General features: G+C 65.5%; 8 protein-coding genes. 3 read left to right on the forward strand and 5 right to left on the reverse strand.

What is annotated here, in order from left to right:
* The first annotated feature begins 161 nt into the window (after positions 1 to 161).
* On the forward strand, positions 162 to 929 hold the full coding sequence (locus tag MnOB_RS10855) for a substrate-binding periplasmic protein (RefSeq protein WP_077524229.1): 768 nt from the start codon (positions 162 to 164) through the stop codon (positions 927 to 929).
* Positions 930 to 1,095: 166 nt separating this feature from the next.
* On the opposite strand, the gene dbpA is transcribed toward MnOB_RS10855, so the two are convergent.
* Entirely contained in the window at positions 1,096 to 2,475 is a 1,380-nt protein-coding gene (dbpA, locus tag MnOB_RS10860) for an ATP-dependent RNA helicase DbpA (protein WP_077524230.1), read from the reverse strand.
* A gap of 60 nt (positions 2,476 to 2,535) precedes the next feature.
* Positions 2,536 to 3,951, reverse strand: a complete 1,416-nt coding sequence (gene mdtD / locus MnOB_RS10865; RefSeq protein ID WP_077524231.1) for a multidrug transporter subunit MdtD — start codon at positions 3,949 to 3,951, stop codon at positions 2,536 to 2,538.
* Positions 3,952 to 4,098: 147 nt separating this feature from the next.
* Here mdtD and torT point away from each other — a divergent pair, with 147 nt between their 5' ends.
* Positions 4,099 to 5,130, forward strand: coding sequence for a TMAO reductase system periplasmic protein TorT (gene torT / locus MnOB_RS10870; RefSeq protein WP_077524232.1), 1,032 nt, complete (start codon positions 4,099 to 4,101; stop codon positions 5,128 to 5,130).
* 362 nt (positions 5,131 to 5,492) lie between these two features.
* On the opposite strand, the gene betA is transcribed toward torT, so the two are convergent.
* The 3 genes from betA to betI form a co-directional block, all read right to left on the reverse strand.
* Positions 5,493 to 7,181, reverse strand: coding sequence for a choline dehydrogenase (gene betA, locus MnOB_RS10875; RefSeq protein WP_077524233.1), 1,689 nt, complete (start codon positions 7,179 to 7,181; stop codon positions 5,493 to 5,495).
* Positions 7,182 to 7,282: 101 nt separating this feature from the next.
* Complete coding sequence (gene betB, locus MnOB_RS10880; protein WP_077524234.1) at positions 7,283 to 8,755, reverse strand: betaine-aldehyde dehydrogenase; 1,473 nt, start codon at positions 8,753 to 8,755, stop codon at positions 7,283 to 7,285.
* A 43-nt stretch (positions 8,756 to 8,798) separates the two neighbouring features.
* Positions 8,799 to 9,392 (reverse strand): transcriptional regulator BetI, encoded by a 594-nt coding sequence (betI, locus tag MnOB_RS10885; protein ID WP_077524235.1) that lies wholly within the window; start codon positions 9,390 to 9,392, stop codon positions 8,799 to 8,801.
* Positions 9,393 to 9,677: 285 nt separating this feature from the next.
* Between betI and MnOB_RS10890 the strand changes: the two genes are divergently transcribed.
* Entirely contained in the window at positions 9,678 to 11,222 is a 1,545-nt protein-coding gene (locus tag MnOB_RS10890) for a BCCT family transporter (RefSeq protein WP_107504060.1), read from the forward strand.
* The last annotated feature ends 65 nt before the right edge of the window (positions 11,223 to 11,287 follow it).

Consider the following 11,287-nt stretch of genomic DNA (forward strand, 5'->3'; position numbering starts at 1 on the left):
ACGCTGTCAGCCACCCTGTCGCATTCGATGCTGACGCGCAGCGCGAGTCACATTGCGGCGTAACGGGATCAGGTACGGAAGTACCGGATATCTGGTCGCTGCCGAAATTTTCGTGCAGTCTTGGCTACCTGCCGGCCAGACCTGTTCTCGGATGCCTTCGCATGAGACGACGCTGTGGTTTTGCCTTCTTCGCCCTGCTGCTCGCCGCCGCGAGTGTCCCTGCTGAAACCTTGCGCATGGCTGCCGATGTCTGGCCGCCCTTCACCGATGCCAGCCTGCCGGGTAATGGTCTGGCGACCGAGCTGGTGAGCACCGCGCTCAAGCGCGCCGGCCACCGTCCCGAGTTCGTCCAGGTGCCATGGGCTCGCGCCCTGCGCGGGGTCCAGGTCGGCGATTACGACCTGATCGTCAATGCCTGGTACAGCGACGAACGAGCCGGCTACGGCCAGTTCTCCAAGCCCTACCTGACCAATCGCATCCTCTTCCTCAAGCGCAAGGGCAGCGATGCCTTGTTCCAGGCGCCGCCTGATCTGAAAAGTTCCAGCATTGCCGTGGTGCGCGGCTACAGCTACCTGCCGAGTTTCGATGCCGACGCGGGCCTGAACAAGGTGCCGGTGAAGGACTTCCAGATGGGCGCCCGGATGCTGGCCGCCGGACGTGTGCAACTAACCCTGGAAGACGAGCTGGTGGCGCGTTTCTACCTCAATGGCGAACTCGCAGGCATTCGTGAGCAGCTGGAGTTCCTGCCCCGGCCGCTCAGCGAGAACGGCCTGCATATCCTGGTGCGTCGCAGCCATCCACGGCATCGGCAACTGGTGGAAGAGTTCGACCAGGCCATGCAGAGCATGCGCGAAGACGGTACCTATCGAGCCATCTTCGCCCGCCACGGCCTACCTGCCCCCGATAGGACCTGCTGCGCGTCGGAATAACTGCGTTGCGAATGGCTTCGGATTTGTCATTTACAACTCGTAAACTCCGCATCCTCAGCCATGACGCGCTGCGCTTGCCCTGCGGGCCAGCCTTCGGCAGTTACTCCGCTTCGCTACGTTTCGCGCCTTGTTCTTCTCTAGCTCGCGAGGTCCTGGGTCTGAGCCTTTAGAGGATGCGGACCTTGTAGGAACGCCCCTTGATCTTCCCTTCACTGAGGCGCTTGAGCGCTTGCTTGGCAATGCTGCGCTCGACCGCGACGAAGGCCTGGAAGTCGAAGACGGCGATCTTGCCCACCTGGCTGCCGGGAATCCCCGCTTCGCCGGTGAGGGCGCCGACGATGTCGCCGGGGCGCAGCTTCTCCTTGCGACCGCCGTTGATGCACAGGGTGGCCATGGGCGGCAGCAGGGGATCGCGGTTCTTCACGATCAGCTCATCAATGCGCTGCCAGTTGAGCGGCGATTGTTGCAGGTCTTCGATGGCCTGGGCACGGTTGGCTTCGGCCGGTGCCACCAGGCTCAGGGCCAGGCCTTTCTCGCCGGCGCGGCCGCTGCGGCCGACACGGTGGATATGCACTTCCGGGTCGCGGGACAGTTCGACGTTGATCACCGCTTCCAGGCCGGCGATGTCCAGGCCACGAGCGGCGACGTCGGTGGCCACCAGCACGCTGCAGCTCTGGTTGGCGAACAGCGCCAGCACCTGGTCACGCTCGCGCTGTTCCAGGTCGCCATGCAGCGATTGCGCGGAAACGCCGTTGTCGCGCAGGTGGGCTTCCAGCTCCTGGCATTGCTGACGGGTATGGCAGAAGGCGACGCAGGATTGCGGGCGGTTGCTTTGCAGCAGACGCAGCACGGCGTCCATGCGCTGGCGCGGGTCGATTTCGTAGAAGCGCTGCTCGATCTGGCTGTCGTCGTGCAGGGCCTCCACTTTCACCTGCTGCGGTTCGCGCATGAAGGTCTTGGCCAGTTGGGCGATGCCGGCCGGGTAGGTGGCGGAGAACAGCAGCGTCTGCCGGCGCGCCGGGAGTTGGCCGATGATGTCGGCAATGCTGTCGTAGAAGCCCATGTCGAGCATGCGGTCGGCTTCGTCCAGCACCAGGGTGTTGAGGCCGTCGAGCACCAGGGTGCCCTTGCGCAGGTGTTCCTGGACCCGGCCGGGGGTGCCGACGATGACGTGGGCGCCGTGTTCCAGCGAGCCCACCTGGGGGCCGAATGGAACGCCGCCGCAGAGCGTCAGCACCTTGATGTTGCCGTGGCCACGGGCCAGGCGGCGGACTTCCTTGGTCACCTGGTCGGCCAGCTCGCGGGTGGGGCAGAGTACTAGCGCCTGGCAGCCGAAGTAGCGCGGGTTGAGCGGCTCCAGCAGGCCGATCCCGAAGGCGGCGGTCTTGCCACTGCCGGTCTTGGCCTGGGCGATCAGGTCCTGGCCCTTGAGGATCAGCGGCAGGGCCTGGGCCTGGATCGGCGTCATGTCGCGGTAGCCCAGGGTCTCCAGGTTGGCCAGGGTGGCCTCGGAGAGGGACAGGGAGGAGAAGGCGGTGGTGGTCACGGGACGGGCCTGGAAGTCGAAATGGCGCGCAGTTTAGCAGGCTCCTGCGCGCCTCCCCCGTCACTCGTCGATATCGCTGTGCACCCGGCGTACGGCGCGGCCGCTGTCCGCCGGCAACTGGAAGAAGATCGCCGCTGCCAGCAGGGTCAGCACGCCGACGCACAGGTAGGTGGCCTGGAAGGCCTCCAGCACGCTGGGCGCATCGGGTTTGCCGAAGCCGCCGAGCAGCGCCGCCGCCACCGCCACGCCGAGGCTCATGGATAGTTGCATCACCACCGAGAGCAGGCTGTTGCCGCTGCTGGCCTGGTGGTCGTCCAGGTCCAGCAGGGTGACGGTATTCATCGCGGTGAACTGCATCGAGTTCACCGCGCCCAGCGCACCCAGGTGCAGGAGCAGCAGTGGATAGGGGGTATTGGCGTCGATCAGCGACAGGCTGGCGATCATCATGCCTAGCAGCACCGTGTTGCCGAGCAGCAGGCGGCGATAGCCGAGACGGTCCAGCAAGGGCTTGGCCACGGGTTTGACGGCCATGGCCGCGAGCGCCAGGGGGATCATGGTCATTCCCGCCTGGGCCGGTGGATAACCCAGCGCTACCTGCAACAGCAGCGGCGTGAGGAAGGGCAGGGCGCCGCTGCCCAGACGCGAGAAGAGGTTGCCGAGGATGCCCGCGGCGAAGGTCCGGGTGCGAAACAGCGATGGCGCGAACAGCGGCCGTTCGACCTGCACCGCATGCAGCCAGTAGACGGCGAGGCAGGCCAGGCCGCCGAGCAGCAGGAGCATCACCCGCACGTGGGGCAGTTGAAGTTCGCCCAGGCCTTCCAGGGCGATGGTGATCAGCACCATGGCGGTGCCGAAGAGCAGGAAACCGATCAGGTCGAGGCGCACCGGTCCGCTACCGCGCAGGTCGGGCATGAAGCGCCATGCCGCGAAACCACCGATCAGGCCCACCGGGATATTGATCAGGAAGATCCAGTGCCAGCTGGCGTATTCCACCAGCCAGCCGCCCAGGGTCGGGCCGATGAGCGGGCCAAGCAGGCCGGGCAGGGTGATGAAGCTCATGATCCGCACCAGTTCCGTGCGGGGATAGGCACGCAGCACCACCAGCCGTCCCACCGGCATCATCAGCGCGCCGCCAAGGCCTTGCACCACCCGTGCGCCCACCAGTTGCGGCAGGGTGGCGGACAGGGCGCAGAACAACGAGCCCAGGCTGAACAGCAGTACTGCACCAAAGAACACGCGGCGCGTGCCGAAGCGGTCCGCGATCCAGCCCGAGGCCGGAATCAGCAGGGCGACAGTGAGCATGTAGGCGATGACCACCGACTGCATACGCAGCGGGTCCTCGGCCAAGTCGCGGGCCATGGCGGGCAGGGCGGTGTTGAGGATGGTGCCGTCGAGGGCCTGCATGAAGAAGGCCACCGCCACCAGCCAGGGCAGCATGCGGGCGGTGCGGGCGTCGAGGGAGACGGGCTCGGCCATGTCGATCCTTGCGTATGGGACCCTGCGCACTTTAGGCTCGGGTCGGTTCCGTTTCCACCCGGTATAGACCAAGGCTCAGTGGCATCCGGCTGCTAGGCTTGCCAGTATCCGAACCATCCCCACCCCTGCCATGGAAGGATTGTCCCCATGCGGACCCTCTGTGCCCTGCTGCTGAGTTGGCTGAGTGCGGCACCCTGCTTCGCGGCGGAGTGGTTTCCGTTGCAGGTCGAGGTGGATGGTCGCGACGCCAGTTACCAGCCGCTCACCGGCGCGAGCAAGCCCTGGCGCATCTGCGCCCTGCTGCCCCATGGCATGGACCGCTACTGGTGGGGCGTGGCCTGGGGGCTGGACGAGGAAGCGCAGCGCCAGGGCATACAGCTTGGGGTATACGAGGCCGGTGGCTATCAGTTCCCTGACATGCAGCGGGCGCAGCTGACCCGCTGCGGCCAACTGGCCGCCGATGCCTATGTGATCGCCGCCATCAGCGCAAACGGGCTCTGCGACGAGATCGCCCTGCTGCATCGCGACAAGGTGCCGGTGATCGACCTGATCAATCGCATCGACTGCCCGGGCATCACCGCCCGAGCCCAGGTGGATTTCGCCGACATGGCCAAGGCGGCGATGACCTACATCCGTGAGCACAGTGGCGGGCGCCCGGTGCGCGTGGGCTGGTTGCCCGGCCCCGAGGACGCCGGCTGGGTCGCTGACGCCGAGCGAGGCCTGAAGGAATTCGACTCGCAGGGAGGGGTGACCCTGATAGCGGGTGGCTACGGCCCGGTGGACCGTTCCACCCAGGCCATTTTGGTGCGCCAATTGCTGGCCCGTGAGCCGGAGCTGGATTACATCCTCGGCAACGCCGAAGCCGCCGCCTTTGCCGGCCAGTTGGTAAGGGCGGGTGGCAGCCGTTACAAAGCGCAGGTGGTATCGCTCTATGCCACCGAACGGGTCCTAGAGGCCATCACCGACGGCTCCGTGCTGGCCTCACCCACGGATTCGCCGGTGCTCCAGGCGCGGGTCGCGGTAGACCTGGCCATCCGTGCGCTGGAGGGCAAGCAGTCGCCGCAGCGTGTCAGCCCACGTATCGAGGTCATCGACCGGAACAACCTCCAACGCTTCGATATCAGCCACCTGATGCCGCCCAGCGGGCACTGGATGATCCGGCAGGATTTGCCGGAGTAGGGCCGTTAGCGCCGGTGCGCACGGCGCACCCTACCCGGCAAGCTCTTCCTTCCGGGCCGGACACTTGGCTAACCGTAGGGTGCGCTGCGCGCACCGATCATGGAGTCGGCGTGGCTCGATGCCCATGTGCAGGTAATTTCGCGAATGAATTCGCTCCCACAACGGCGGTGGCAGCGGCACGGAAATGAAAAAGGCCCCTGGTGATTTGCACCAGGGGCCTTCTGTCATGACGCAGCGTCCTAGGTTGGGTAGAGGAACGAAACCCAACAAGCGGAGTGTCGGGCTCGCCCATCGTTGGGTTTCGCTGCGCTCTACGCCAACCTACAACGGTCCCGGGGGGGCGTTGCGTTCAGGCTGCCGTCTTACAGCTTGCGAACCGGCGTGCCACGCACCGGCTTGGCGCCCGCCACGTAGTAGTCGGCGGTGCTACGCGCCAGCGGCTTGCGGCCACGGATTCGGTCGGCGATCTTCTCGGCGATCATGATGGTGGTCGCGTTGAGGTTGCCGGTGATGATCTCCGGCATGATCGACGCGTCCACCACCCGCAGGCCTTCCATGCCGTGCACGCGGCCCTGGCCATCTACCACCGCCATGTCGTCGGTGCCCATCTTGCAGGAGCATGACGGGTGGAAGGCGGTTTCCGCGTGGGTACGGATGAACTCGTCCAGCTCGGCATCGGACTTGAGGTTCGCGCCCGGGCTCAGTTCGCGGCCACGGTACGGGTCAAGCGCCGGCTGGCCCATGATTTCGCGGGTGATGCGGATGCCGTCGCGGAACTCCTGCCAGTCCTGTTCGTGGGCCATGTAGTTGAACAGGATGCTCGGGTGCTGGCGCGGGTCCTTCGACTTCAGGTGGATGCGCCCACGGCTCGGCGAGCGCATGGAGCCCATGTGGGCCTGGAAGCCGTGTTCCTTCACCGCATTGCTGCCGTTGTAGTTGATCGCCACCGGCAGGAAGTGGAACTGGATGTTCGGCCACTCGAACTGCTCGCGGGTGCGGATGAAGCCGCCGGCTTCGAACTGGTTGCTGGCGCCGAGGCCCGTGCCGAGGAACAGCCACTGCGCGCCGATGGCCGGCTGATTCCACCATTGCAGGGCCGGGAACAGCGAGACCGGTTCCTTGCAGGCGTACTGCAGGTACAGCTCCAGGTGGTCCTGCAGGTTGGCGCCCACGCCTGGCAGGTCATGTACGACCGGCACGTCGAGGTCGCGCAGCAGGGCCGCCGGCCCGACGCCGGAACGTTGCAGCAGTTGCGGCGAAGCGATGGCGCCGCTGCACACCAGCACTTCGCGGCGGGCATGCGCGGTGATCGGCGTGTCGTTGTTGCCCTTGAGGTAGGCGACGCCGATGGCGCGCTTGCCGCTGAACAGGATGCGGTCGGACAGGGCGTGGGTGACGATGGTCAGGTTGGGGCGGTTGCGCGCCTGGTCCAGGTAGCCGCGACCGGTGGCGGCACGACGGCCTTCCGGGGTCACGGTACGGTCCATGGGGCCGAAGCCTTCCTGCTGGTAGCCGTTGAGGTCGTCGGTACGCGGGAAGCCGGCCTGCACGCCGGCCTCGACCATGGCGTGGAACAGCGGGTTGTTGCCGGTCTTGGGCGTGGTCACGCTCACCGGGCCGTCGCCGCCGTGGAAGTCGTTCGGGCCGATGTCGCGGGTTTCCGCCTTGCGGAAGTAGGGCAGGCAGTCCAGGTAGGTCCAGTCTTCCAGGCCCGGGGCCTTGGCCCAGCCGTCGAAGTCCAGCGCGTTGCCGCGGATGTAGCACATGCCGTTGATCAGCGAGGAACCGCCCAGGCCCTTGCCACGGCCGCACTCCATGCGGCGGTTGTTCATGTAGGGTTCCGGGTCGGTTTCGTAGGCCCAGTTGTAGCGGCGACCCTGCAGCGGATAGGCGAGGGCGGCGGGCATCTGGGTGCGGAAGTCCAGGCGGTAGTCCGGGCCGCCGGCTTCCAGCAGCAGGACGCTGACATCGGCGTCTTCAGTGAGGCGGGTGGCCAGCACGTTACCGGCGGAACCGGCGCCGACGATGATGTAATCGAATTCTTGGGACATGTGACTTACCTGCTAGAAATCCCGGAGTCACCTCCGGGGCACGGCATCTTGTTCTATGGTGCGGCCCGGTATGCCCCGGGCCGCCTGGGCACTGGCATCGGTCAGAACACCGAGTAGTAGTCGCCCATCTCGACCTGTACGGACTTGATGCGGGTGTAGTGGGCCAGGGTGGTCAGGCCGTTCTCGCGGCCGACGCCGGACTGCTTGTAGCCGCCCACCGGCATTTCGGCGGGGGACTCGCCCCAGGTGTTGATCCAGCAGATGCCGGCTTCCAGCTTGTGGATCACGCGGTGGGCGCGGGCCAGGTCGCGGGTGACGACGCCGGCGGCCAGGCCGTACTCGGTGTCGTTGGCGCGGCGAATCACTTCTTCTTCGGTGTCGTACACCAGGATGCTCATCACCGGGCCGAAGATTTCTTCGCGGACGATGGTCATGTCGTCGGTGCAGTCGCTGAATACGGTCGCGGCCACGTAGGCGCCTTTGGCGAATTCACCGTCGGTGACGCGCTCGCCACCAATCAGCAGGCGTGCGCCTTCCTTGCGGCCGGCTTCGATGTAGCCGAGCACGCTTTCCATGTGGGCGAAGCTGGTCAGCGGGCCGAAGTTGGTGTTGGCATCTTCCGGGTTGCCGAGGCGGATGCGCTTCACGCGCTCGACCACCTTGTCCTCGAAGCGGGCTTGCAGGGCACGCGGCACGAACACGCGGGTGCCGTTGGTGCAGACCTGGCCGGAGCTGAAGAAGTTGGCCATGACGGCGATGTCGGCGGCGCGGTCGAGATCGGCATCTTCGAAGATGATCAGCGGCGACTTGCCGCCCAGTTCCATGGTCACTTCCTTCAGCGAGGAGCTGGAGGCGCTGGCCATCACTTTCTTGCCGGTGGAGGTGCCGCCGGTGAAGGAGATCTTCTCGATCAGCGGGTGTTCGGTCAGCCACTGGCCGACTTCACGGCCGCTGCCGGTGAGGACGTTGAACACGCCATCCGGTACGCCGGCTTCGGTGTAGATCTCGGCCAGTTTCAGCGCGGTCAGCGGGGTGACTTCGCTGGGCTTGAAGATCATCGCATTGCCGGCGGCCAGGGCCGGGGCGGATTTCCACATGGCGATCTGCACCGGGTAGTTCCAGGCGCCGATACCGGCGACCACGCCCAGCGGCTCACGGCGGGTGTAGACGAAGCTGGTTTCACGCAGCGGGATCTGCTCGCCCTCGATGGCGGGGATCAGGCCGGCGTAGTACTCGATCACGTCGGCACCGGTGACGATGTCCACAGCTTTGGTTTCGGCCAGCGGCTTGCCGGTGTCCAGGGTTTCCAGTGCGGCCAGCTCGTCGTTGCGCTCACGGAGGATATCCACGGCGCGACGCAGGATGCGCGAGCGCTGCATGGCGGTCATCGCGGCCCAGACTTTCTGGCCTTCGACGGCAGCGGCGACGGCACGCTCGACGTCGTCCTTGCTGGCGCGCTGGACGCTGGCCAGGACTTCACCAGTGGCCGGGTTGATGGTCTCGAAGCTGGCGCCACTGGTGGAGTCGACGTAGCGGCCGCCAATGTAGAGCTTCTGTTCTTCGAATCGGGCCATGGTGGTTGTCCTCTCTAGGTCTTGTAGTCGCAAGGCGGGCGGCTCAGGCCGCCTGCTTGGTCAGTTGTTGATCAAGGAATTCGTAGGCGAGCAGGCGGGCCTGCTCGGTTTCGAAGGCTTCGCCGGAGAGCGCGCCGCGCAGCCAGAGGCCGTCGATCAGGGCGGCCAGGCCACGTGCGGCGGTTCGGGCGCTTTCCACATCGAGTTCGCGGCGGAACTGCCAGCAGAGGTTCGAGTAGAGGCGCAGGTCGTTGATGCGCTGCAAACGGCGCAGGGACGGCTGGTGCATGCTGCTGGCCCAGAACGCCAGCCAGGTCTTCATGGCCGGGCCGTTGACCTGGGTCTCGTCGAAGTTGCCGTCGATGATCGAGCGGATGTAGCCGCGCGCACTGTCGTCGCGCATGGCTTCGCGGCGCTTGCGCACCGCGCCCTGCAGATCGTTCATGAGGAAGCGCATGGCGGCTTCCAACAGTCCGTTCTTGTCCTGGAAGTAGTGGCTGATGATGCCGTTGGAAACCCCGGCGAGCCGCGCAATGTAGGAAATGCTGGCGTCGCCCATGCCGACCTGGTCCACCGCCTCGAGTGTGGCGTGGATCAGTTGGGTGCGCCGCAGGGGCTGCATTCCGACTTTTGGCATGGGTTTCCTCCGCTTCCCGGAACCGTTCCGGACAGGTCGAAAATCAGGCTACTTTATTTTTATTGAACGTTCAAACAACAAAGAATAAGCTGCGCACCATGAAGCGGGATGCGGCAGTTCGCCGCACCTGATTTCAGGCCTTCGGCCGGCGGTTGCCACCCGTCGCAGCCACAGGCGCGGTCTGCCGTTGCGCCCATTGGGCGCCTGCTTTAACTGCCTTGGTATTTCCAAATGAGTAAAGCTCCAACAACAACAAATCACGGGAAGGTGCGCCTGAATCCGGTCGTGTTCTACGGATCCACCGCGCTCATCATGCTGCTCACGGTTGCCTTGATCGTGTTCCCCGAAGACGCCGGCAATGTGCTCGGCAAGGCTCAGGCCTGGCTGTCGCGCAGCTTCGGCTGGTACTACATGCTGGCCATCGGCGCGTACCTGTTCTTCGTCCTCTATGTCGCCTTCTCCCGCTACGGCCAACTGCGTCTGGGCGCCGACGACAGCCGTCCGGACTTCAGCTACGGCGCGTGGGCCGGCATGCTGTTTTCCTCGGGCATCGGCATTTCGCTGCTGTACTTCGCGGCGTCCGAGCCCATCGACCACCTCTACAATCCGCCGGAAGGCCAGCCGGGCAGCCAGTCCGCCGCGCGCCAGGCGTTGCAGCTGACCTTCCTCCACTGGGGCGTGCATGGCTGGGCCATCTATGCGCTGGTGGGCCTGGCGGTGGGGTACTTCGCCTACCGCCACAACAAGCCGCTGGCCCTGCGCTCGGCGCTCTACCCGCTGTTCGGCGAGCGCCGGATGAAGGGTGCGGTGGGTAATGCGGTGGACTGCTTCGGCATCTTCGTGACCCTGCTGGGTCTGGTGACCAACCTCGGTATCGGTTCGCTGCAGGTTTCCTCCGGCCTCGAGTACCTGTTCGGCATGCCCCACAGCCAGGGTGCACTGCTGGCGGTGATCCTGGTGATGAGCGCGGTAGCTACCCTGGCCGCGGTATCCGGGATCGAGAAGGGCATCCGCCGCCTGTCCAACCTGAACATCATCCTGTTCAGCGGCCTGCTGGTATTCGTGCTGCTGGCTGGCCAGACGCTGCACCTGCTCAACGGCTTCGTGCAGAACCTCGGCGACTACCTCAACGGCCTGGTGCTGAAGACCTTCGACCTCTACGTCTACACCGGCCAGTCCGGCAAGAGCGAAGAGTGGATGGGCCTGTGGACCCTGTTCTACTGGGCCTGGTGGATTTCCTGGGCGCCCTTCGTCGGCATGTTCGTGGCCCGTATCTCCCGTGGCCGCACCGTGCGCGAACTGGTCAGCGGCGTGCTGCTGATCCCGCTGGGCTTCACCCTGGCCTGGCTGTCTGTGTTCGGTAACAGCGCCATCGACCTGGTGATGAACCAGAACGCGGCGGACCTCGGCAAGGCGGCGCTGGAGCAGCCGGCGATGTCCATCTACCTGCTGCTGGAACACTACCCCTGGTCCAAGGCAGTGATCGGCCTGTCGATCTGCGTCGGCTTCGTGCTCTTCCTCACCCCGGCCGACTCCGGCTCGGTGATGCTGGCCAACCTGTCCCGCGAGGAAGGCGACCTGGACGAAGACGCGCCCAACTGGCTGCGCATCTTCTGGTCCGTGGTGGTGACCCTGGCGACCATCGGCCTGCTGTTCGCCGGCAACTTCACCGCGATGCAGACGGTGGTTGTGCTGGCTGGCCTGCCGTTCTCGGTGGTGCTGCTGCTGTACATGTTCGCCCTGCTCAAGCAGATGAAGGCGGATGTCGCGGCGATGGAGCAGGCGCCGAAGCACCCGAAAGTCGTCCAGCTGCACGGCGAAGCGGCCTGATTGGCCAACAGCCTTGTCTAGTCCTGAAATAGGTTTACACCTATCAGGCTAACCTCCAGACCTCA

Origin of the sequence: Metapseudomonas resinovorans, assembly GCF_002003485.1 — a bacterium.
Classification (GTDB): domain Bacteria; phylum Pseudomonadota; class Gammaproteobacteria; order Pseudomonadales; family Pseudomonadaceae; genus Metapseudomonas; species Metapseudomonas resinovorans_D.

What these genes read in the sequence shown, in the direction of transcription:
- betA (WP_077524233.1), bottom strand. Translation starts at nt 7,181, where the DNA reads ATGTCCCAAGAATTCGATTACATCATCGTCGGCGCCGGTTCCGCCGGT.
- MnOB_RS10855 (WP_077524229.1), top strand. Translation starts at nt 162, where the DNA reads ATGAGACGACGCTGTGGTTTTGCCTTCTTCGCCCTGCTGCTCGCCGCC.
- betI (WP_077524235.1), bottom strand. Translation starts at nt 9,392, where the DNA reads ATGCCAAAAGTCGGAATGCAGCCCCTGCGGCGCACCCAACTGATCCAC.
- torT (WP_077524232.1), top strand. Translation starts at nt 4,099, where the DNA reads ATGCGGACCCTCTGTGCCCTGCTGCTGAGTTGGCTGAGTGCGGCACCC.
- mdtD (WP_077524231.1), bottom strand. Translation starts at nt 3,951, where the DNA reads ATGGCCGAGCCCGTCTCCCTCGACGCCCGCACCGCCCGCATGCTGCCC.
- betB (WP_077524234.1), bottom strand. Translation starts at nt 8,755, where the DNA reads ATGGCCCGATTCGAAGAACAGAAGCTCTACATTGGCGGCCGCTACGTC.